The organism is Psychrobacillus soli, assembly GCF_006861775.1.
Classification (GTDB): Bacteria; Bacillota; Bacilli; order Bacillales_A; family Planococcaceae; genus Psychrobacillus; species Psychrobacillus soli.
In genome coordinates, this window is record NZ_VDGG01000043.1 from 1 (window position 1) to 22,042 (window position 22,042).

The following is a 22,042-nucleotide window of genomic DNA, read 5'->3' on the forward strand; positions in this document are numbered from 1 at the left end:
AGTAGACGCAAAATTAGCAAGCAATTCCCATGGATTTTCGCTGCTGGGAGGCGACTCCAGTGGAGGCCAACAGGATGTTGGTCACGAAGGCGTTGCCACACGATGTGGCGTTTTTAGCCTTTGTTCCCCTGTGTGAGCAAAATGAGACTTCTCAGGCGGACGCGTGCAGGCGCGGCGGTGAAGGCTCATCGCTCACCCCACGGAAAGCGTCCGCCCAGCAGCGGAAATCCCAGCGGACACTCATTTTCAACCCACTACCACGCAGTATCCCTATACATTGTAGTATTTCGATATGTAAGTATCCAATAAATGGATTAGGGCAACCAATCGGTCATTGAAAGCAACCAGTTCTACTCGGAAAGCAACCAAATTAGTACGAGAGCAACCAAATTGGTATTGGAAGCAACCAATTTTCAAAATAACAAGTTTACTTGGGGTGAGACGACGATGAGTATGAGGTATTATTCCAATAAATGATTGTTTGAAACGAAATTTACTCTAGTAAATGCTCCACTTACTTGAAGACAGCATTTTCTAATTAGATTTAGTACTATCCTAAAGTAACTACAAGCAGATAATTATTTAGACCTGTTTTATTCATAGAAAGCTAAACTTCATCTTGTACCATTTTTCATATGGATGCCTATGACTATAGTATGTTTGATTATTCTGATAATGTGGTAGAATATTCTATACTAGCACTACATAGGAGAGGTGAATCGTATGAGTTTAGTGAGATCCACTAGTAACGGTATGCTAGGGAAATGGGCGGAGTTTGAAGAACGAAAACGAATGTTACAACGTCATAATGCAGGAGATGCTTACCGTAAACAAGCAGAATATTTCCAACCAAAAATACCGACTCTATCACAACTAGAAGAGTTCTTATTAGGGAATAAAGAAAGACAACCTGAAGCATCAACAAGTCAGTCTACCAATATGCTCGATATAAAAGGACCAAGTATTCCGGTACAAACAATCGGTGGACCCACCCTTGAAAAAACAGTAGAATTATTAGAAAAAGTAAGAAGCACTGCGCTTGCACCGGCTAAGCCAACGCCTGAGGACCTTCGTGTTGCTGCAAGTGCATCCGCTAAAATTCAACGAGTAAATGCTCAAATATCTTTAAACATGGAAGCGAATCGCCAAATTGCATTAGAAGTAAAACAACAATTAGAAGAGGAAGCAGCTATTTCTAATCGTTCTGTTCCATCGGATTTTCAACCTACTAAAGTATTACAAGAAGACTTAGAGAACATACAAAAACAACGATGGAAAGAACAAGCCATTGCAAAATATTCGTATCAAGTGCACTTAAAGAGATACGGTTTTGCTGATTTAGAGCCAAGTTTCTTCCGAATAGCTTAGGAGTAAAAAGAATGGCAAAAAAACAAAAAACGAATGCTGTTCGAATATTGGAGCAGCAAAAAATAGATTTTGAGCTAATTGAATATGAATTGTCTGGTGACAAAGTAGACGGGGTGACTGTAGCAAACAAAATTGGCTACCCCGTTTTTGTTGTGTTTAAAACACTCCTTGTCTCAAATGGAGCAGGGAATTATTTTGTATGTATTATCCCAGTTAACAATGAATTGAATTTAAAAGCGATCGCAAAGGTAGTAGGGGAGAAAAAAGTAGAATTGCTTCCTCTAAAGGATTTACTTCCAACTACTGGATACATACGCGGGGGGTGTTCTCCTATCGGGATGAAAAAGTTATTTCCAACAGTAGTAGATGCAAGTGCAGAGAATAAAGATTTTATCATTGTGAGCGGTGGAAAAATAGGGCTTCAGGTGAAGCTTGCATTAGCAGATTTATTGAAAATAACAAAAGGTAAAGTGGCAGCGATTAGTAAATTGGAAAATGATTCGTAATAGCATGATTATTCCAATCAGATAGAGAGAAGGAATGGTATGAGTAAAGAATTAATGTGGCGTTGGACTTTTTTTATGAGTGGTGTTCTTTTAATGTCAATCGGTATTTCAATGACGATAAAAGGGCAGCGTTTTGGCATTAGTCCATGGGATGTTTTACATGTTGGTCTTTACGATCATCTAGGACTATCGATTGGAACATGGGCCATTTTAACGGGAATTATAATAGTTGTAGCAACAATGATTGGCACAAAAAGATGGCCACAATTTGGTACTTGGCTGAATATACTTGTGATTGGGTTGTTAATTGATGTGTTCAACTGGCTTATACCTGATATTACAGGCTTTGCCGGTCAACTCATTATTTTTCTAGGGGGGGTGCTCGTTATAGCAATCGGCATTGGTGTGTATGTTTCGCCAAATGTAGGTGCTGGACCCCGTGATTCTCTTATGTTACTTATTATGAAAAAGACTGGATGGAGTATTCGAACAGTTCGGACAGGAATTGAAGTGTTTGTTGCACTTGTTGGGTGGCTACTTGGTGGACCAATCGGAATTGGTACGGTTGCGCTAGCCCTTTTAACTGGCCCGCTAATTCATTACACATTGCCAATATCTCAAAAGCTGTTGTACCAAATAAGTGGCTATTCACTTGTCTATACAAAAAAGCGCACGGAAGATCAGGAATGATTTTCGGTGCTTTTTTTCATCTTTTTCTATTCCCCGGCATATAGTATCCATTGAAGGAAAAGATTGAAAGGGTGATAATTTGGGCGGTACAGTTACACATTATATGGGGAAATCATATACGGGCCAAGGTGTGAAAAACTTTTATAAAGAACTGATTCATGAAGCGAAAAAAGTATATTTCTTTAAAGGACCGACTTCTTATCGACTAACAGAAGTATTGAAAGAAATAGGATATGCTGCTATTCGTAGAGGCAAAAAAATGGAATGGTTTTATGATCCATTGCACGAAGAAGTTTTAGAAGCAGTATATGTTACCGACTCGAAAACGCTCTATTTACACACAGATGCTGTTGACCCAATTTATTATGGAGCTGGGCATATATGGGTTCCGTATTATGAAACGTATGATGATCGGAAACTCCACGATTTAGCTCCTTTAATACGTGATAAACAAATTGCGAATGATGTTTGGTTAAAAAAAGGGCTCCAAACTTTATCAAGAGCTAAAGTTATCCATGATGAATGGGAGCAACTTATACAACCAGCAATTGATTGGGACGGCATTAATGCATTGCTAGAAAAGATCAAAAAGAAATGTATTGGCAATGTGCAACTTCAAAAGAAGTCAGATGTGACACATCGATTAATGGGGTCTCTTACTCCAACGGGTGCACAAGATACACTGAAATCTATCTCCAAAAACTTAAAGTCTAGATTATATATAAAAGGATTACCTGGAAGTGGAAAATCTTCCTTTATGAAAAAGTTCGGGGAAGAAGCAAAGCAGCAAGGATTGGACATTCGTTTCATCTGGTGTGGGTTAGATGCAAATAGTGTGGATGGGATTGTCGTACCAGAATTGCAATTATGCATGGTCGACGCGACGAGTCCTCATATATACGACCCTGAACGTGAAGGTGACGAGATTGTCGATTTCTTACCACATATCAATCAAGAATTACTAGATGAGAAAAAGATTGTAGAAGTGAGACAACGGTATGCAAACGAAATGGAGCTTGCCCAAGACTATATTTCCACATACGCAGGAGAATCCAAAACAATCAGAATGCTCTATGATTCTACAATAGATGAAGAGAAATGGACAACTTTCCAAAAAGAAATGATCGCAACAATCGAGTGAGCAGGGGATATCATCCTGCTCATTTTTTTTGTCGTATTTTGTGTGGAACATGTTAAACTAGAGAAGACTATTTCGCTTGAAAGGAAGATGACCTTGTCAAACGTATTAAATAACTTCTTAACAGAAAACTTAGATGCACTAAAAAATCAAGGCCTATATAATGAAATTGATCCAGTAGAAGGTCCAAACGGTGCGAAGATAAATGTTCGAGGCTCTGAGCTCATTAACTTATCTTCTAATAACTATTTAGGACTAGCGACAAATCCTGCCCTAAAACAAATCGCAAAAGATGCGGTGGACAAGTATGGTGTGGGGGCGGGAGCAGTCCGTACGATTAACGGAACGCTAGACCTTCACGTAAGACTAGAACAAAAACTAGCAGAATTTAAAGGAACAGAAGCAGCCATTTCCTATCAATCCGGCTTCAACTGTAACATGGCAGCGATCTCAGCCGTAATGGACAAAAACGATGCGATTTTATCAGACCAATTAAACCACGCATCCATTATCGACGGTTGCCGACTTTCTAAAGCAAAAATCATTCCATTTAACCACTCCGACATGGAAGATTTACGTGCAAAAGCAAAACAAGCTACAGAATCTGGGCAATACAATAAAGTAATGGTCATCACAGACGGCGTATTCTCGATGGATGGCGACATTGCAAAACTACCAGAAATCGTAGAAATCGCAAAAGAATTTGACCTAATTACGTATGTGGATGACGCACATGGTTCAGGCGTTACTGGTAAAGGAAAAGGAACAGTAAAACACTTCGGTTTAGAAAAAGAAATCGATTTCCAAATCGGAACATTATCAAAAGCAATCGGTGTCGTAGGTGGATACGTTGCTGGGAAAAAGAACTTAATCGACTGGTTAAAAGTTCGCTCACGTCCATTCTTATTCTCAACGGCATTACCACCAGGTGACGTAGCAGCAATCACTGCAGCTGTTCAAATGATCATCGACTCTACAGAACTACATGATAAACTTTGGGAAAACGGGGACTATTTGAAAGCAGGATTATCAAAACTTGGCTTCGATATAGGTGCATCCGAAACACCAATCACTCCATGTATTATCGGAGACGAAAAACTTACACAAACATTCTCCAAACGACTTTTCGAAGAAGGCGTATACGCAAAATCCATCGTCTTCCCAACCGTACCAAAAGGCACAGGCCGCGTCCGCAATATGCCAACAGCTGATCATACGAAAGAGATGCTCGATGAAGCGATTGCGATTTATGAGAAAGTTGGTAAAGAGCTTGGGGTAATTAATTAAATAGCTATAGATAATAAAACCCTAATTATTTTGAAGTAACGTCAAAATAATTAGGGTTTATTCAAATTTAAATGTAAAAGTATCGGTGCAAAAAAACGATGCTTTTTAAATATTGAAATACTTGTTCATATTAAAGTGTTTTAACTTTTTGAAGTTAATTAACCAGCTGTTAATGTATATGATACATTTCCATCTACACTAATATCAATCAAAGCTCCCCTTAACAATCCTTGGTCATAGTCAGTACCTGCATTGATACAAATTGTTTTTCCTAATGTAGTTATTCCACGACTTTCATGGACATGACCGTGTAATGAAAGTAAGGGTTGATATTTCTCAATTGCTTCACGAACGGCTTTACTGCCTGCTGGTGCAGTGGCTAATGAATCTCCATCAAGGACAGGCTTTAAATCATCATCATATAAAGTACCCAAATCAAGATCAGTATCGAAGGGGGGGATGTGAATATTGAAAATGCACTTCTTCATATCCTTTACTTGAGCAGCTAATTTATTAATTTTCTCGGCAAATTCTTCCTCACTGAACTCACGTGGATACTTAAATACACTTGGTTTACTACCACCAATTGAAAGGATTTCAATTCCATTCACATTTATTATTTTGCCGTCTCCATTTTGCACATAATTTCCAGAGTTAAGTATTTCATCGAGATAATAATCATCAACGCTTCCAGGAATAATGACACAAGGAATTCCAACAGCTTTAAATCTTTCATCAGCCAGTTTTATCCATTGCTCAAGAACCTCCATTTGCATTTCTTTAATAATCCGTTCCGCATCTTCCTCATTTAATTTATTTAACTCTCCTTCTGATATTATCAAAGGATAAAAACCAGCATTCCGCAAATTCCGTTCTAAGTCAGGAAGATCTTTCGCTTTTTTTACTTTTACTGTTGAACCGTAATACGTACAAGTATATACTCCTGATTTCTCAACAATAGGGACAACCATCTTACCTGTAAAATCTCCTCCAAAAATGACTAAATCAGCTTTGTAAAATGCTCCGGCATTAGTAAACTTTCGGAATGCCGTTTCGCCACCATGTAAATCCCCAGCATAAAATACCTTCAATTTCCTCACCTCAAGTCAATATTGTTATTCTAACTCTAATTATTTTTTAGGTGAATTCCTTCTTATGTTAGTCAGAAGGTATCTCCTGGAATTGGATATCAATATCGATACCTTTTTTCGCATTCACACGTTTCATAACGAAATAGGTGATAAGTGGGATACACATTAATAAGAGGGATACAACAATCATTGTAAATGGTAAGTCCCCTCTAAAGAATGGGATAAGTAGGTAGTAACAAATCGATACACTAATTGCGAGAGTTAACCAACCTAATATAGTAACGACATGTATACCTAAGAATTTCGCCTTGACTACCGGCGGCGAGGAATTAAACAATACTTTCTTCCTGGTTGAAAAAAGAATTCCTGATATACCCAAGAATATCCAAGCTAAGAACCAAGTAAAAATGGTATAAGCGATATTTGCTGTCCATGAAGGTACAAATATATCGAGCATTAAGAAAAGCCATGCACCAATGATCACTGTTCTTAGTGCGTAAATAGGTGAATTTGTCTTTTTATTGAGTTCGGTAAATTTTCTAGGGATTAATCTGTCAAAAGACCAAGCTACAATGTTACGAGAAGGTCCAAACCCTAAGCCAGCCGCTGAACCGAATGTTGCTACAGCAAAGCATATGGCGATTAAAAATACAAAAATAGGATTCTTTGTCATAATCCCTATCATAATCGTAATAAAAGGATCATAACTTCCAAATGGATAAGCTTCATGGCCAGTATTATAAAGATGATACAGGCTGTTTGACCATATGTTACCAAAGTTGACATAAGTCATCCCATAGAAGATAGCCCAAAGAACCATTAATATTACCAGTGATCCAAATAATGCCATTAATTGAGATTTTTGAACGTTGCGAACTTCACCGGCTAGATTAGCCCCAAAGGTTGAACCTAATGTATTAAGAATGATATAGGTGGATCCTGCCATGACAGTTGCACCAAACAGGAATTTAGTTGGATAACCATCTGCTTGTGCAAATTTAATGACATCATCATATGCTACCCCTGTAAGTTCGGTAAAATTAGTAGCAAAAATACCTTGGCCAGATACGAGGTTGGCGATAATAAAGACGACAGCTCCCAAAAGGGTTGCACTCAATGTAAAATAAGCCAATTTTACCATCCACTTTGTACCTTTGTAATAAATAAAGTAAATAAATAAAAGAAGCGCTGTTCCGATAATGGCATGCATGTAATTTTTGTCAAAAAGTTCTGCCAAACCAAGCCATTTAGCGTCATTTCCATTAATAAGAGCAATTGAATAGAAGAATTCTACGATTGACCACTTCACAATCCAATTCAACAGGATTCCAGTCCAAGAGATTGAAGTAAATGTAATCATAAAACTAGCCATTAAGCCTAGTGCCGGATGCAAAATACGGCTAATATAAATATATTCACCGCCTGACCGCGGCATTGATACTGAAAATAACCAGTATAATCCAGCAATAACAAACATCTGAGATACAGCTAGAATAGCCCAAACCATATGTGCACCTGGATACAAAAATGGTGCCCACATAATATACACGAGTGCAAACATTAAACCAGGATTTGCAGCAGAGTAAATCATTGTATCGATTGGACTAATTTGCCTTGCAACTCCGCCTGTTGTTTTCTGTTCAAATAATCCAAGACCACTTTGGGACATTTTTTCTCCCTTTCTTTCATAATAGTTTTTACACTACCCGACACTAAATGAGACTGTTTATGGAAATTTACTTATATAGCCAATAATTACTTGTTGTAATCTTGATTGCAGATTACCTTGAATATCGGAGAAGTCATCCTTTCAAAGTGTTCAATTACTCAATATATAGGGCTTTTTTGAAAAAAGGATAGAGCTTAGGGGGCTTGATATTTACCTAGATATCTAGCATTCTTTTTAGGTAGGTATGAATAGGCTCCAAAATAATTTACCTATTTTTAAGTTATGGAGGTCCTGGTGTTCTAATTTTTAATTTTCCGGTAATATTTGTCCTCCATCCACAATAATCGTTTGACCTGTTATAAATCCAGCTTCTTTTGAGGCCAAGAAAAGCGCAGCGTAAGCGATATCTTCAACAGTTCCTAATTTCTTCATAGGAATCGAAGAAGCCATTTCTTTTAAATAATCTTCGCCCAATCCTTCCAAACCTTCAGTCATTACATTTCCTGGCATCACAGCATTTACTGTGATGTTATGACTTGCTAATTCTAGTGCAGCTGACCTCATGAAACCTAACTGCGCTGCTTTACTTGCAGCATAGTGTGTCCATCCTGGATAACCTGTAACAGGACCCGTAATTGACGAGGTAATCACTATTCGACCGAATTCCGATTCTTTTAAATATGGTAGGCAAGCTTGGACAGTTAGAAATGTTCCCTTCGAATTCGTATTCATTACATGATCCCAGTCTGCGCTTGTCATGTCTTCAATTGTTGCTGATGGGAAAATCCCAGCGTTTGCACATAGTATATCAATGCTTCCAAACTTATCAGCTACTTTCTTTGCCATTGCCGCCATTGATTCACGATCTGATACGTCACCGCAAAATGCATAAGTAGATACATTGTTGTTACTTTCGTTTATTTCCGCGACACAATCTTCTGCAACAGAAAGGTTCCGCGCTACAACAGCTACATTCGCACCATGATTTGAGAACACTCGAGAAATTCCTTTTCCAATCCCCTTACTTCCACCGGTAACTATGACTGTCTTTCCTTGTAAAGAATGAAACATAATGAACAGCTCCTTTTTGAAATTCAATTGGATTCTTAGAGAAAACAACATCACTTCACAAAAAACTGCAATAAGTTGTTGTTTACTCATGTGAATCTAACTTCAGAATAATATATTCCTCTAGAAGTCAATATATTCTGACAATTGAAATGAGAAGAATTACTAAACAATACTCAATATCTATTTTTGATCGAATCAACAAGTTGATTGTTAACTTATAAATTAAATCCACAATAAAGAATGCAAATAAACAACAATCCACATTTTTTGTCGTGTTTTCTTCATAAGTTAGTAATGTCGAGAATAACATGGTTGTAGTTGGAGATGATGAAATGTCTTTATCGTATGAGGAGAGAAAGAAGACAATATTGGAGCTTCTAGAGGAAAACGGGAAAGTGGTAGTGCGGAAAGTAGAGAAGTTACTAAATGTCTCTGGGGAAACCGTAAGAAGAGATTTAGAAAGACTTGAAAAAGAAGGGTTTCTGAAAAAGGTTTATGGGGGTGCTGTTAAAAATAGGGTAACGTTTGAATTGCCTTTCGATCAAAAAACAATGTTAAATGCAAAGGAAAAAAGTGCGATTTGTAAAAAAGCAGCAGAACTAGTAGAAGACAGTGATGTAATATTTATCGGACATGGTACAACCGTTTTGGAACTTGTTCGTTTTTTAAATAATAAAAAGAACGTAACAATTATAACTCCATCTTTACCTGTATTACTGTTAGCCAATGAACACTTTGAAGGGAAAATTATCTTTCTTGGAGGAGAATTCGAAAGAGATCAAAAGTTTACAAGTGGTCCTTTAGAAGAAATGGCGTTAAGGCATTTAAAAGCAAACAAGGCTTTCTTTTCTGCCGGAGGGATTTCCATAGAAGATGGAATATCGGACTATGATTTAAGTGGAGCAAGAAGCTCAAGAACAATGATGGAGAGATCCAATGAAGTCATTGTATTAGCAGATTCCGCTAAGTTTAATCTCACTACCTTGGCTAATATTGGAAAACTTTCGGAAGTGTCTATCATTATTACAGATAAAAATTGTTCAGATCAAATGAAAATGAAACTACTAGAACAAAATGTTGAATTAATAGTTTCAGATGAAATGGAATAAGACTGAAATTTTCAGAGGGGAAGGATAAAATGGTGCAATCTTTAACAAAACAAAAGGTATTACAACAATCAATCGATTGGTGGAATCCTGGTAAAACAAGGTCTTGGCAAGATGATGGAATTGATTTAGTTATTGGCAAACGAGAAGGGTACTACTTTTACGATATGGACGGGAAAAAGTTGATGAACGTTCATTTGAATGGTGGAACATATAATTTAGGTCATCGAAACCAAGAACTGATCAATACAATGATAGAAGCCACTGAACATTTCGATATAGGAAATCATCACTTCCCATCTATTATGCGAGCAAAACTAGCAACGAAACTAGCAGAAGTTACTCCAGAAGGATTAAAATATACTATTTTCTCAAGTGGAGGAAGTGAAGCAATTGATGCAGCTTTGAAAAGTGCTAGATATGCTACAAAAAGAAGAAAAATTGTATCGATAAAAAATGGATATCACGGTCACACGGGACTAGCTGTTTCTTTAGGAAATGAACGCTACTCTAAAATATTTTTAAGTGAAGGGGATCCAAATGTGTTTGTACATGTCCCATTCAATGATCTAGAGGCAATGGAACGCGAAATCTCTAAAGGAGATGTAGCATGCGTCATTATAGAGACGATACCTGCAACTTACGGCTTCCCGTTACCGGATCCTGGGTACCTTCAAGCTGTAAAAAGAACATGCGAGCGATACGGGACATTATATATTGCGGATGAAGTACAAACTGGCTTAATGCGAACTGGTAAACTATGGGGAATTGACCACTACGGAGTGAAACCAGATATTTTAGTAACTGCTAAAGGATTTGGTGGGGGAATTTATCCAATTGGAGCAACCATTATTTCAGAACAGGCTGGTCAGTGGATGAATGAAGATGGACTAGCACATATTTCTACTTTTGGTGGATCTGAGATTGGTTGTGCAGTTGCGTTGAAAGTATTGGAAATCTCCGAAAGACCAGAAGTTGTACAAAATGTTGATTATGTTGCTCGTTATTTGAGAATGGGGTTAGAAAATTTAATGAGTAAATATCCTGATTTCTTTGTAGGTATTCGGCAATTAGGTGTAGTAATGGGTTTAGAGTTCAATCATCCAGAAGGAGCAAAATATGTGATGAGTTCCTTGTATAAGCACGGTGTTTGGGCAATCTACTCGATGCTTAATACAAGGATTGTTCAATTTAAACCAGGTTTATTGTTAAACAAAGATTATTGTGATGAATTACTAACAAAATGCGAAGCTGGAATAAGGGAAGCAGCGATTGAATTAGGGTTTGTAGGAAGATAAGGAATTATAGCAATGGATTTACAGCGGAAGGGTAAACGAAATGGAGGGGTCCATATGTCGGATAAGGATTTAGGGTTACTGGAAAATGTAATTGAAAATTTTCATACAGCTGCAAAATTAGCGAAAAAGAATTACAGGAATTTAGATAACTACTCTCTTAAATTATTAAATTATTCGGAGAATGCTACGTATTTGTTAAGTAGTACAGAAGCGGATGAAAAGTTTATCTTAAGAATCAACAGACCAAATTATCATACAAAAGAAGAAATAGAAGGCGAGATCAGATGGATAATAGATCTGCATAAATATTCTTCAATTGATGTCCCTCAGCCACTTCCTGGGGATACTGGAGTATTTGTATATGAGCAAGTGATTGGAGACTTGACTTATTATAGTACGCTCTTTACTTTCCTGGAGGGGGTAGCACCGGATGAGAACAATGAGGAGAAGCTTGCTTCCCAGTTCGAATTACTAGGGGAGGTTACTGCAAAAGTTCACGTGGAAGCGGTTAAAAAACATGATGAATTTAGCAAAGTTAAAAGATTAACATGGGATTTCGATACTATTTTGGGTGAGGCACCAAAATGGGGAAAATGGCAAAATGGACAATTGATGAATCCCGAAAGAATTGCATTGCTAGAAAAAGTTGTAAAAGTAATAAAAGAAAAGTTGGAATATTATGGGAAGTCTAAGAATAGATTTGGATTAATCCATGCAGATTTGAGATTAGCTAACTTATTAGTTGAAGGGGACAAAATTAAAATAATAGATTTTGATGATTGTGGATTTGGGTGGTATTTGCAGGATTTATCTTCTGCTTTAAGCTTTATCGAGGATAAGCCTTATGTCGATTATCTGATTGCAGCATATTTAAAAGGGTATCGCAGACATCGTGAATTATCTAAAGAAGATATCGAAATTATCCCGACACTAGTATTGCTTAGAAGATTACAGCTCATCTCCTGGTTAGGTAGTCGAGATAATGATACGACAAGATCCATTGGTCCGGATTACTCTGTAGGTACAGACGCACTTGCTAAAGGATATTTAGATAAATATGAAGGGGTAAGGGGGTAGATGGATGGGTACAAACAAGCAAAGTATGGAACTTAAACGGACCTTAACTCCTCTACATTTATGGGCTATTGGAGTAGGAATTGTAATTTCAGGAAATTATTTTGGATGGAACTTTGGATTAGCCGAATCCGGTTATGTAGGCATGCTTATTGCGGTAGTCTTTATGGCGATTATGTATGGAAGTATGAGCTTAGGAATATCTGAATTATCGACGATGCTTCCGTATGCTGGTGGACCATATTCATTTGCACGCAGAGCGATGGGGCCGTATGTTGGATTTTTGACGGGGATAGGGGTTGTATTAGAATATTTCATCGCTGCTCCAACTGTTGCAATTGGAATTGGTGGATATATTAGTTTCTTATTCCCAACAGTAAATACAGTAGTAGCAGCAGCAGTCATGTATTTAATATTTATGATTATCCATATTGTCGGCATTAAAGAGTATGCGCGAATTGAAATGGTTTTAGTGTTTATCGCTTTAGGATTACTTGTATTAATGTATTTCGTGGGACTACCTCAGATCAATGTGGAAAACTTATTCGGTGCTGAAGGTACAGCATTAATACCAGGTGGGATTAAGGGCATTTGGGCGGCATTACCTTATGCCATGTGGTTGTTTCTCGCGATTGAAATGTTACCAATGCTTTCAGAGGAAACGAGAGATGTAAATAAAGATATGCCAAAGGGAATACTTTCTGGCATGATTACACTTCTTATTTTATCACTAGTTACAACTACTGTTGCTATCGGTTTAGCTGGCATAGATGTAATGTCAACAGCTACAGATCCATTACCTGCAGCGATAGCGGCCACATTTGGTAACACTTATTGGCTAGCGCAAATATTGGCATCAGTAGGATTAGTTGGACTTATTGCTAGTTTTTCAGGTGTTATTCTTGCGTACTCTAGACAAGTGTTTGCTTTATCAAGAGCAGGGTATTTACCTAACTTTTTATCGAGACTTCATAAAACAAGACGTACTCCATATGTAGCAATTATTGCACCAGGAATTATCGGTTTGTTACTCGTCATATTCTTTGATCCTAATGATTTAATATTGATTGCAACTTTTGGTGCATTAATCTCTTATATTGCGATGAATTTATCGGTACTCATTCTTCGCAAAAAAGAGCCGAATTTACCTAGAGCATTTAAAACACCACTTTATCCAATTACTCCAATCGTATCATTAGTGCTAGCAGTGATTGCGATCTTTGCGAGCTTCTTTGCAAATTTATCTTTCTTCTTCCTCAATCTTATCATCTTTGCAATAGCGAGTATTTATTACTTCGTTTGGGCAAAAAACAATATTAATACGGATGCTCCGGAAGAAAGATTTGTGACTGAAAAGGAATCGGAAAATAATGAAAAACATTAAAACTAGTTGTGTTCTGTTTGATAAAGATGGAACTTTGATAGATTGTGATGCACTTTGGATCCCGTGGGTGGAGGACATTTACGAATTTTTAATCGTAAAGGTGCCCCAATTTAAGACATCATACAATGAATTTGGATTACCACTCGGGATTTTGGATAACGGCAAAATATTAGATCCAGTAAGTCCAGTAGCTGTCGGAAGCATCACGGAAAGTCACGTAATAATAGCACTCAAGCTATATGAAGCTGGTGTCCACTGGGTCGATGCGATGATTTTTGCGGGGGAAGCAGTAGCGTATGCAAACGAAAAGCAAAATAATTCGACACTTATCACTAAAATTGCTGGCGTTGAAGAAGTGATACGAGAATTAAAAAATAGAAATATAAAGCTAGGTGTTTTAACCGCTGATGATACAAAAAAAGCGATAAATCATCTTGAAACAGTTGGATTGAAGCATTACTTCGATTTTATATTAGGTACTGATTTAGTCACTCGAAGTAAACCTTATCCAGATATAGCTTTTTTGGCTAAGGATAATTATGGCATTAATCTAGAAGAATCAGTGATGATCGGTGACTCTAACGGGGATATGATTCTTGGAAAAGAATCTGGTATGAGATTAATGGTAGGTTTCAATGAAAACAATCAAGTTCTAAGAGATGCGGATTTAATGATTAATCACTACTCTACATCACTTATAGAAAAAATATTGTACTAAAGGGGGGAGCATATGGATCTTGAATTAGTTGAAAAGGTAACAAGAATGGTTTTGGAAAAATTAGGAGCTATCCAAACAGGCTCTGGCCTAACGGATACAGAAATAGAAAACTGGAAACGAAATGACTTATTAGCAAGGGTGCAAGTGTCTAGAACGGCAAGACTTTCTGAAGCAAGACCACTCTCAATAGAAGAGATTTCAAAGTGGCAGAGTCTAGACTTTTTAAAACAAGCACCATCGTTTTCGGCAAAAAATAAGGATGAAGTAATCTTTAGAAAATACCAATAAAAACTGAAAGAAAAGGAGTGATCCTTTTGAGTACAAATGAACTAACTTCTGCGGAAGAACTCATTATCAGTAATGCCAGTAATGCCCAAAAAGCTTACCAAGAGTTCTCACAAGAACAGGTAGATCATATTGTGAAAATCGTAGCGGAAAAGGTACAGAAACATTCTTTAGAACTTGCAAAAATGGCGGTAGCGGAAACAGGAATGGGTGTTGTTGAACATAAAGAGATGAAAAATAATATCGCTTCCCTGGAGATTTATAAGTCTATTAAAGATGAAAAGACTGTTGGTATTATTCGAGAAGATTTTAGAAGTAAGATCGTAGAGATGGCATATCCATTTGGATTAGTATTAGCGATTACGCCAGTAACAAATCCAACTTCGACCGCAATCTTTAAGACGTTGATTTCTTTGAAAACACAAAATGCAGTTATTTTTAGCCCACATCCACATGCTGTAAAAAGCACGATAGCTGCTTTGAAAATATGCCATGATGCTGCTGTAGAAGCAGGAGCACCAGAAGGATTAATAGGCTGGATTAGTGAGCCCACGATGGGGAAAACGCGAGAGCTGATGCGGCATAAAAAAGTAAATTTAATCCTCGCAACAGGTGGAAGTGGTCTTGTAAAAGCAGCGTATAGCTCAGGTAAACCTGCATACGGAGTTGGGCCTGGAAATGTACCAGTTTATATAGATAAAAACGCTAATGTGATACAAGCTGCAAAGTTTATAGCAGAAAGCAAGGCTTTTGATAACAGTACGCTATGCTCAACAGAACAAGCAATTGTCGTTCATGCAAGTGTTAAGCGCATATTTATGAATGAGCTACAGAAGCATAGTGTTTATGTATTAAATGATTTCGAAAAACAAAAAGTAGCGAGAATTATATCTCCTGAAATTGGAAAGTTGAACGCTGAAATTGTAGGGAAATCAGCATTAGCAATTGCAGCTATGGTTGGCATTCATGTCCCCAAGGAAACTCGGGTATTGGTAGCCGAAGAAAGTGGAATTGGAAAGAAGTTTCCTTTTTCAGTCGAGAAGCTATCTCCAATTCTTGGACTCTATACGGCTAAAGATGAAGATGATGGCATTGAGATTTGCAGCGGCTTACTTGATATTGGCGGTCGAGGGCATACCTTTGCGATACATGCAAATGACAATAGAGTCGTTAAAAAGTTCGCAAAACAAATGCCAGTGTCGAGGGTTATTGTAAATACCTACTCTTCGATCGGAGCACCTGGTGGATCTACTGGATTAACTCCATCATTAACATTAGGTTGTGGATCATACGGCGGTAATATAACGGGAGATAACATTACAGCGAAACATCTTATCAATATTAAACGAATAGCAACGGGGATAAAAGAAGTGAAAATACCTTTTTCAAAGAGTGACCATCATCTGGAAGAATTCACTTCAAATAGGTCAGAACCTTTAGAGTCTATTGTAAATAAAGTGATTCAAGATTCGAAAGCGTCGGTTGATAGTGAACTAGTTTTAAAACTAGTTAAAAATGTAATTCAAAACTATTCAAACTAAATTAGAGGAGGAATTTTAATGACAAGAGAAATTAATGGATCATTAGGTATGATTGAAACAAAAGGTTTAGTAGGTGCAATTGAAGCTGCAGATGCAATGGTAAAGGCGGCAAATGTAAATTTAGTCGGCAAAGTGCATGTTGGAGGTGGAATTGTAACCGTGTTAGTAACCGGTGATGTTGGAGCAGTGAAGGCTGCAACTGAAGCAGGAAGCGAAGCAGCACAACGTGTAGGAGAATTATTATCTGTACATGTCATTCCAAGACCGCATTCAGAACTGAGCGTTATTCTTCCTAGCTAGAAAGGTGGCGTACTAAATGGATGAGTTATTGGAAACGAAAATTATGCAAGAGCTGTTAAAGGAATTATCTATAACAGAACAGCCATTAATTCCAATCGGCGTTTCGGCTAGACATTGCCATTTATCTGAAGAAGATTTTCACATGCTTTTTGGTAATGATGCCAATTTAACAGTATACAAAAATCTTCTTCAGCCCGGGCAATACGCAGCAAATGAAACAATACTAATCGCAGGTCCAAGAGGTAGTATTGAAAAGGTAAGAATTTTAGGACCGTTTCGAAAGTCTACACAAGTGGAAGTAAGCTATACAGACGCTTTAAAATTGGGTGTAAAACCACCTATTCGTCAATCTGGGGATATTCATAAATCAGCACCGATTACACTTGTAGGTCCAAAAGGTGGTATTTACAAAGAAATGGGGCTAATAATTGCCCAATCGCATATTCATATGTCCCCTGACGATGCGCAAAAATTAAAAGTTGTAAATGGTGAAACCGTAACTGTAGAAGTTTCAACTAGTTTGAGAAGAATACGATTTATGGATACCATTATACGAATTTCACCGGACTATGTACTCGAAATGCATATAGACACGGATGAGGCAAATGCAGGTAATATAACGGAAAATAACTATGGGCGAATCATAAAAGAGGGAGCAAGAAGCCATGAACGGGCTCCTGATTGATGAAATAGTAAAAGAGGTATTGGATAGATTACAACAAAGTGAGAGGTTAAAAAGTAGTTCTCCAGTTTTAGTAGTTCATCCACATACAACAGCTTCCAATTCGAGTGTCAAGGAACTGGAGAGATACTTCAGTTTGATGGAAATAAATTGTAATTCGCCGCAATCACTTAAAATCTCAAATGATGTAAAATGGGCAATTATGCTAGAAGCAGACCAAAGTTTGATTGTTAAAGGAGCACTTTGTTTAACAGATTGTGCTCCTAGCAAATTGCTTGCACAACTTATTATGCAAAACATGCCAATATTTATCGTTCCAGAAGAAGAAGCTAAATTATTTCTGGAAGAGCAAGACATGAAGTCCCGATTTGTAAATAACAATTATTTCAGGCAACTAATGAAATATAAAGAAAAATTATCTGAATACGGGGTAGCGATATGTACAATTCAGGAAGTATTAAAACAGAAAATACAAGTAATACAATATGATCAAGCAAATAGTTATTCAAAAAAGCTTATTACTGAATCTGTAATTGAAAACTGGGAAAAAAGAGATATTCATATATTAAGTAACACAATTGTCACTCCTCTAGCAAGGGACTTAGCAAAGCAAAAAGGCATTGAAATTAAAGTAGAGGAGGAGAGCTAATATGATTCTGGGAAAAGTAGTAGGAAATACATGGGCCACAAGAAAAGAAGATGGATTGAATGGATTGAAGTTTTTAATCGTTCAACCTATAAATATAAATGGTAAACGTGATGAAGCAAAATCTATCATAGCTGTCGATCGAATTGGGGCTGGGGTGAATGACATAGTGCTTATAACGCAAGGCTCTCCCGCTTCTATTATTGGGGAAAGAAAAGTGCCGATTGATGCCGTCATTATAGGAATTATCGACGAAAAAGTAGAAAGTGGTGAGTGAAATGAATGAATCCATAGGATTGGTGGAGACCATAGGATTGGCAATCTCTATCTATATCGCTGACGCAATGCTAAAAGCATCCAATGTGCATCTCGTAAATCAGACAACAGTCGATGTAGCCCTTGTAACCGTTGTTGTAAGAGGTGATGTAAGCTCTGTTCAGGCTGCGGTAGAAATAGGGGAAGAAATAGCGAAACGTGCAAACTCATTTGTTTCATCGAAAGTTATTGCGAATCCTGATACCTCTACAGCAAAGTTAGCTTCCGAAATAACAAAATCAAATACTGTAGGAACCCATATACTTTCGCAAAATATAAAGCAAACGTCGTCTAGCAAGGAAAAAAATACGCAGACGCCCTTGGCAAATCCAAAATTAGTAGAATCTATAGATGAAAAATTGGATAGTCCTCCTATTCATATTAATAAGTCGGAATAATGAAAGGAGTCATTTAGATGATATTTAAGAGAAATAAGATTGGCATTGTTGGAGCTGGAAATACTGGTACAATGATTGCTTTAATGCTTGCACAAAAAGAACTTGGAGATATTGTACTAATTGATAGACCTGAATTAGAACAACCGGTAAAAGGAAAAGCATTAGACTTATTGGAGTCAATGCCTATTCAAAAAAAAGATGTCCGAATTCTAGGTACAAGTGATTATCAAGAACTTACAGATGCTAGTATTATAATCATCACTGCAGGGATGCCGAGAAAACCTGGTATGAGTAGGGATGACTTAATAAATACAAATTCTGAAATAATGCAAAAAGTCTCCAAAGAAATAAAAAGGTATGCACCCAATTGCTATGTAATTGTATTGAGCAATCCGGTGGATGTAATGACGTATACTTGCTTAAAAACAACTGGATTCCCCAAAAAACGAGTTATCGGCCAATCAGGAGTTTTAGATACAGCGCGATTTAATACTTTTATAGCAGAGGCTCTTAATATCTCGGTAGAAGATTTAACTAGCTTTGTTCTTGGCGGTCATGGTGACACGATGGTTCCCATGTTGCGATTCTCATTTGTTGGTGGAATTCCACTAGAGCGAATTATGCCCATTGAACAAATTGAGGAGATAGTAGAAAGAACTAGAAATGGCGGAGCTGAAATCGTTCACTTATTAGGTAATGGTAGTGCTTATATTGCTCCAGCTGCAGCGGTTGTTCAGATGACTGAAACAATTTTAAAGGATAAAAGAAAAATAATTCCAGTTGTTGCGTATTTAGAAGGAGAGTATGGTTACAACGATATTTGTTTAGGTATCCCATGTGTACTTGGCGGATCAGGTGTAGAGGCGATCATCGAAATTAAACTTACAGATTCAGAAAAAAAGATGCTTGATCGTTCCGCACAATCAGTTCAGGAAACGATGAATCTACTATAAATTACTTAAAAAGAAGGAACGATATCTAAGGATAATCTGTTTCTTTTTTTTTTGAGTATTTCTCCTGGAAATCTCTTATTGTATTTTCTAAAAGAACAACATATAATAGAAAAAATTAAACATTACCAATACAACGTTATACAACAAGAAGTGTTCTTTCCAAAAATACAATTGTTTTCGAGAGGGAGTAGACAGCATGAAAAAAATTATGATCACCGGAGCTTTAGGGCAAATTGGTTCTGAACTTATTACAAAACTACGCAAAGAATATGGTGCAGAAAATGTACTTGCAACAGATATAAGACGGATTTCGTCAGAAGCAACGAAAAGCGGCCCTTTTGAAGTATTGGATGTAACAGACGGGGAAAAGATGCATCAAATCGCCAAAAACTTTGGAGCAGATACGATGATGCATATGGCGGCACTTTTATCGGCAACTGCGGAAGCAAAACCACTATTTGCTTGGAACTTGAACATGGGTGGACTTATGAACGCACTAGAAACTGCTCGTGACTTAAACATGCAATTTTTCACACCAAGCTCAATTGGAGCATTTGGGCCATCTACTCCTAAACAAAATACTCCCCAAGATACACTTCAACGTCCGACTACGATGTATGGTGTGAACAAAGTAGCAGGAGAGCTTCTTTGTGATTATTACTTCCACAAATTCGGCTTAGATACGCGTGGTGTACGTTTCCCGGGATTGATTTCAAATGAGACATTACCTGGTGGGGGAACGACCGATTATGCGGTAGATATTTATTACAAAGCGTTAGCAGAAGGGAAGTACACATCCTATATCGCAGAAGGAACATATATGGATATGATGTATATGCCAGATGCCCTTCAAGCAATTGTGGACTTAATGGAAGCAGATGCTTCGAAACTAATTCACCGAAATGCATTTAATGTAACCGCGATGAGCTTTGAGCCAGAGCAAATTGCTGCTTCTATTAAAAAAGTGATGCCAACATTTACAATGGATTACGATGTGGATCCTGTTCGCCAAGCAATTGCGAATAGCTGGCCAGATGCGATTGATGCTACTGCTGCCAAAAATGAGTGGGGCTTTACTTATAAATATGATCTAGATGCAATGACGAAAGATATGCTAGAAAAACTAGCAACAAAAAAAACAGCAGACACCTTTTAAAGGGTTCGCTGTTTTTGATTTTATTAGAATAATATATGTGCAACCGCCGCAATGATTGGAAATGAAATAAGTGTACGTAGTAAGAAAATGACCACTAAATCTTTAAAGTTGACCGGAATCTTCGAACCTAATAACAATCCACCGACTTCTGACATATAAATTAGCTGCGTTACAGACATCGTCGCGATAAAGAATCGAGTCATTTCCGAGTCAATAGATCCACCTAAAATAGAAGGTAAGAACATATCGGCAAATCCAACAACAATTGTTTGAGCTGCCGCTGCCGCCTCTGGAATACCAAATAGCATTAATAATGGTTCAAATGGTTTTCCGAGTATAGCAAAGATTGATGTATACTCTGCAAGCATTAAAGCAATTGTTCCAAATGCAAGTACAACGGGAGCTACACCAATGTACATATCAATTACATTTTTAAGACCATCTGAGAAAAACTTACCAATTGAACGGTTTCTGTCTGCTGTTTTTAATGCTTTCTCCAGTCCATGAGTTAGTGCATTATAGTTTGCTGGGAACTTTTCAGCGTCCAAGTCTAACGGACGACCGTCGATATGGTTCTCTTCCTTACCAGCTAGTGGATAAATTCTTGGCATAACAAATGCTAAAATGATTCCACAAAGTAGTACAGTTAAATAATAGGGAATAAAGTAATTTGCGAGTCTAACTTCTTCAATTACCACAATACAAAAAGTAATAGACACAACGGAAAAAGTAGAACCAATAATCGCCGCTTCTTTTTTCGTATAGTAGCCTTCCTCGTATTGTCTAGCAGTAAGTAAAACCCCGATAGTTCCATCACCAACCCAGGAAGTTAGCGCGTCCACCGCAGAACGTCCAGGAAGTTTGAATAAGGGACGCATAATTTTCACCATCATTGTCCCAAAAAATTCGAGTAAACCAAAGTTCAATAGTAGGGGTAATAATAAACCTGCAAATAAGAAAATCGTAAATAAGAACGACACTAATCCATCTGGGCTTAGTAATAATCCACCTGTATTTTCACTCCAAATTGCTTCAGGTCCAAGTTGGAAAATGATTAATACCGCAAAAATAGCGCCAACAACACGAGTGACTGTCCAAAATATCGATACTTTAAATAAATTGTTCATAAACGTATTTTTTTGCGGGATAAACAGAAACACAACTGAACCTAATGCAGCAATAAACATTGTTGCAAGAGCAATCCACTGTACGATTGGTTCTAGTACGCCAGAGAGTAAGCTGCCGAACAACGCAATTGGAATTTTAAAACCTTCCGAAGTAGGAAGGGGTATCATAAACAGGATAATTCCTGCAATCGAAGGAAGCAGAAACAAAATCCATGTAGATAAAGAGAACTTCTTCAAAG

Annotated in this window: 23 protein-coding genes; 19 read left to right on the plus strand and 4 right to left on the minus strand. The window is 37.5% G+C overall.

Annotation, left to right across the window (positions count from 1 at the left end; genetic code table 11):
* Nucleotides 1-723: 723 nt before the first annotated feature.
* The 5 genes from FG383_RS16350 to FG383_RS16370 all read left to right on the plus strand — a co-directional run bounded on the left by FG383_RS16350 (nucleotide 724) and on the right by FG383_RS16370 (nucleotide 4,989).
* Entirely contained in the window at nucleotides 724-1,368 is a 645-nt protein-coding gene (locus FG383_RS16350) for a hypothetical protein (RefSeq protein WP_142608466.1), read from the plus strand.
* A gap of 11 nt (nucleotides 1,369-1,379) precedes the next feature.
* Entirely contained in the window at nucleotides 1,380-1,874 is a 495-nt protein-coding gene (gene ybaK / locus FG383_RS16355; protein ID WP_142608467.1) for a Cys-tRNA(Pro) deacylase, read from the plus strand.
* 39 nt (nucleotides 1,875-1,913) lie between these two features.
* Nucleotides 1,914-2,564 carry a YczE/YyaS/YitT family protein gene (locus FG383_RS16360; RefSeq protein WP_142608468.1) on the plus strand — a complete coding sequence of 217 codons (651 nt, stop codon included), beginning with the start codon at nucleotides 1,914-1,916 and terminating at the stop codon, nucleotides 2,562-2,564.
* 79 nt (nucleotides 2,565-2,643) lie between these two features.
* Nucleotides 2,644-3,705, plus strand: coding sequence for a hypothetical protein (locus tag FG383_RS16365; protein WP_142608469.1), 1,062 nt, complete (start codon nucleotides 2,644-2,646; stop codon nucleotides 3,703-3,705).
* 87 nt (nucleotides 3,706-3,792) lie between these two features.
* A complete protein-coding gene (locus tag FG383_RS16370) occupies nucleotides 3,793-4,989 on the plus strand; it encodes a glycine C-acetyltransferase (RefSeq protein ID WP_425467655.1) in 1,197 nt (398 codons plus the stop codon).
* Nucleotides 4,990-5,147: 158 nt separating this feature from the next.
* On the opposite strand, the gene FG383_RS16375 is transcribed toward FG383_RS16370, so the two are convergent.
* The 3 genes from FG383_RS16375 to fabG form a co-directional block, all read right to left on the minus strand.
* Nucleotides 5,148-6,080: a metallophosphoesterase family protein gene (locus tag FG383_RS16375; protein ID WP_185907981.1), complete on the minus strand. Its 933-nt coding sequence runs from the start codon at nucleotides 6,078-6,080 to the stop codon at nucleotides 5,148-5,150.
* Between the two features lie 67 nt (nucleotides 6,081-6,147).
* Nucleotides 6,148-7,749: an APC family permease gene (locus FG383_RS16380; RefSeq protein WP_142608472.1), complete on the minus strand. Its 1,602-nt coding sequence runs from the start codon at nucleotides 7,747-7,749 to the stop codon at nucleotides 6,148-6,150.
* 306 nt (nucleotides 7,750-8,055) lie between these two features.
* Nucleotides 8,056-8,820 carry a 3-oxoacyl-ACP reductase FabG gene (gene fabG / locus FG383_RS16385; protein WP_142608473.1) on the minus strand — a complete coding sequence of 255 codons (765 nt, stop codon included), beginning with the start codon at nucleotides 8,818-8,820 and terminating at the stop codon, nucleotides 8,056-8,058.
* Nucleotides 8,821-9,152: 332 nt separating this feature from the next.
* Here fabG and FG383_RS16390 point away from each other — a divergent pair, with 332 nt between their 5' ends.
* From FG383_RS16390 to FG383_RS16455, 14 genes are all read left to right on the plus strand, one after another.
* The gene (locus tag FG383_RS16390) at nucleotides 9,153-9,929 is read left to right on the plus strand and encodes a DeoR/GlpR family DNA-binding transcription regulator (protein WP_142608474.1); all 777 of its coding nucleotides are present in this window, start codon (nucleotides 9,153-9,155) and stop codon (nucleotides 9,927-9,929) included.
* A gap of 29 nt (nucleotides 9,930-9,958) precedes the next feature.
* Complete coding sequence (locus tag FG383_RS16395; protein ID WP_142608475.1) at nucleotides 9,959-11,224, plus strand: class-III pyridoxal-phosphate-dependent aminotransferase; 1,266 nt, start codon at nucleotides 9,959-9,961, stop codon at nucleotides 11,222-11,224.
* A gap of 54 nt (nucleotides 11,225-11,278) precedes the next feature.
* Nucleotides 11,279-12,301, plus strand: coding sequence for a phosphotransferase enzyme family protein (locus FG383_RS16400; RefSeq protein WP_142608476.1), 1,023 nt, complete (start codon nucleotides 11,279-11,281; stop codon nucleotides 12,299-12,301).
* A gap of 4 nt (nucleotides 12,302-12,305) precedes the next feature.
* Nucleotides 12,306-13,682 (plus strand): ethanolamine permease, encoded by a 1,377-nt coding sequence (gene eat, locus FG383_RS16405; protein WP_142608477.1) that lies wholly within the window; start codon nucleotides 12,306-12,308, stop codon nucleotides 13,680-13,682.
* The gene (locus tag FG383_RS16410) at nucleotides 13,669-14,400 is read left to right on the plus strand and encodes an HAD family hydrolase (protein WP_142608478.1); all 732 of its coding nucleotides are present in this window, start codon (nucleotides 13,669-13,671) and stop codon (nucleotides 14,398-14,400) included. The genes eat and FG383_RS16410 overlap by 14 nt, the downstream gene beginning before the upstream one ends.
* A gap of 12 nt (nucleotides 14,401-14,412) precedes the next feature.
* The gene (locus FG383_RS16415) at nucleotides 14,413-14,688 is read left to right on the plus strand and encodes a hypothetical protein (RefSeq protein ID WP_142608479.1); all 276 of its coding nucleotides are present in this window, start codon (nucleotides 14,413-14,415) and stop codon (nucleotides 14,686-14,688) included.
* Between the two features lie 17 nt (nucleotides 14,689-14,705).
* Nucleotides 14,706-16,226, plus strand: coding sequence for an aldehyde dehydrogenase family protein (locus FG383_RS16420; protein ID WP_142608480.1), 1,521 nt, complete (start codon nucleotides 14,706-14,708; stop codon nucleotides 16,224-16,226).
* A gap of 18 nt (nucleotides 16,227-16,244) precedes the next feature.
* Nucleotides 16,245-16,526 (plus strand): BMC domain-containing protein, encoded by a 282-nt coding sequence (locus tag FG383_RS16425; RefSeq protein WP_142608481.1) that lies wholly within the window; start codon nucleotides 16,245-16,247, stop codon nucleotides 16,524-16,526.
* A gap of 16 nt (nucleotides 16,527-16,542) precedes the next feature.
* A complete protein-coding gene (locus FG383_RS16430) occupies nucleotides 16,543-17,211 on the plus strand; it encodes a phosphate propanoyltransferase (RefSeq protein WP_142608482.1) in 669 nt (222 codons plus the stop codon).
* Nucleotides 17,192-17,857: a hypothetical protein gene (locus FG383_RS16435; protein ID WP_142608483.1), complete on the plus strand. Its 666-nt coding sequence runs from the start codon at nucleotides 17,192-17,194 to the stop codon at nucleotides 17,855-17,857. The genes FG383_RS16430 and FG383_RS16435 overlap by 20 nt, the downstream gene beginning before the upstream one ends.
* A 1-nt stretch (nucleotide 17,858) precedes the next feature.
* Complete coding sequence (locus FG383_RS16440; RefSeq protein WP_142608484.1) at nucleotides 17,859-18,131, plus strand: EutN/CcmL family microcompartment protein; 273 nt, start codon at nucleotides 17,859-17,861, stop codon at nucleotides 18,129-18,131.
* A 1-nt stretch (nucleotide 18,132) separates the two neighbouring features.
* Nucleotides 18,133-18,567, plus strand: a complete 435-nt coding sequence (locus FG383_RS16445; protein WP_142608485.1) for a BMC domain-containing protein — start codon at nucleotides 18,133-18,135, stop codon at nucleotides 18,565-18,567.
* Nucleotides 18,568-18,584: 17 nt separating this feature from the next.
* A complete protein-coding gene (mdh, locus tag FG383_RS16450; RefSeq protein ID WP_142608486.1) occupies nucleotides 18,585-19,520 on the plus strand; it encodes a malate dehydrogenase in 936 nt (311 codons plus the stop codon).
* A 196-nt stretch (nucleotides 19,521-19,716) separates the two neighbouring features.
* Nucleotides 19,717-20,676 carry an L-threonine 3-dehydrogenase gene (locus tag FG383_RS16455; RefSeq protein ID WP_142608487.1) on the plus strand — a complete coding sequence of 320 codons (960 nt, stop codon included), beginning with the start codon at nucleotides 19,717-19,719 and terminating at the stop codon, nucleotides 20,674-20,676.
* A gap of 23 nt (nucleotides 20,677-20,699) precedes the next feature.
* On the opposite strand, the gene FG383_RS16460 is transcribed toward FG383_RS16455, so the two are convergent.
* A complete protein-coding gene (locus FG383_RS16460) occupies nucleotides 20,700-22,040 on the minus strand; it encodes a YjiH family protein (protein WP_142608488.1) in 1,341 nt (446 codons plus the stop codon).
* Nucleotides 22,041-22,042: the final 2 nt, after the last annotated feature.

Coding starts and splice junctions, on each gene's coding strand:
- FG383_RS16350 (WP_142608466.1), top strand. CDS start 724: ATGAGTTTAGTGAGATCCACTAGTAACGGTATGCTAGGGAAATGGGCG.
- ybaK (WP_142608467.1), top strand. CDS start 1,380: ATGGCAAAAAAACAAAAAACGAATGCTGTTCGAATATTGGAGCAGCAA.
- FG383_RS16360 (WP_142608468.1), top strand. CDS start 1,914: ATGAGTAAAGAATTAATGTGGCGTTGGACTTTTTTTATGAGTGGTGTT.
- FG383_RS16370 (WP_425467655.1), top strand. CDS start 3,793: ATGACCTTGTCAAACGTATTAAATAACTTCTTAACAGAAAACTTAGAT.
- FG383_RS16380 (WP_142608472.1), bottom strand. CDS start 7,749: ATGTCCCAAAGTGGTCTTGGATTATTTGAACAGAAAACAACAGGCGGA.
- fabG (WP_142608473.1), bottom strand. CDS start 8,820: ATGTTTCATTCTTTACAAGGAAAGACAGTCATAGTTACCGGTGGAAGT.
- FG383_RS16390 (WP_142608474.1), top strand. CDS start 9,153: ATGTCTTTATCGTATGAGGAGAGAAAGAAGACAATATTGGAGCTTCTA.
- FG383_RS16395 (WP_142608475.1), top strand. CDS start 9,959: ATGGTGCAATCTTTAACAAAACAAAAGGTATTACAACAATCAATCGAT.
- FG383_RS16400 (WP_142608476.1), top strand. CDS start 11,279: ATGTCGGATAAGGATTTAGGGTTACTGGAAAATGTAATTGAAAATTTT.
- eat (WP_142608477.1), top strand. CDS start 12,306: ATGGGTACAAACAAGCAAAGTATGGAACTTAAACGGACCTTAACTCCT.
- FG383_RS16410 (WP_142608478.1), top strand. CDS start 13,669: ATGAAAAACATTAAAACTAGTTGTGTTCTGTTTGATAAAGATGGAACT.
- FG383_RS16415 (WP_142608479.1), top strand. CDS start 14,413: ATGGATCTTGAATTAGTTGAAAAGGTAACAAGAATGGTTTTGGAAAAA.
- FG383_RS16425 (WP_142608481.1), top strand. CDS start 16,245: ATGACAAGAGAAATTAATGGATCATTAGGTATGATTGAAACAAAAGGT.
- FG383_RS16430 (WP_142608482.1), top strand. CDS start 16,543: ATGGATGAGTTATTGGAAACGAAAATTATGCAAGAGCTGTTAAAGGAA.
- FG383_RS16435 (WP_142608483.1), top strand. CDS start 17,192: ATGAACGGGCTCCTGATTGATGAAATAGTAAAAGAGGTATTGGATAGA.
- FG383_RS16440 (WP_142608484.1), top strand. CDS start 17,859: ATGATTCTGGGAAAAGTAGTAGGAAATACATGGGCCACAAGAAAAGAA.
- FG383_RS16445 (WP_142608485.1), top strand. CDS start 18,133: ATGAATGAATCCATAGGATTGGTGGAGACCATAGGATTGGCAATCTCT.
- mdh (WP_142608486.1), top strand. CDS start 18,585: ATGATATTTAAGAGAAATAAGATTGGCATTGTTGGAGCTGGAAATACT.
- FG383_RS16455 (WP_142608487.1), top strand. CDS start 19,717: ATGAAAAAAATTATGATCACCGGAGCTTTAGGGCAAATTGGTTCTGAA.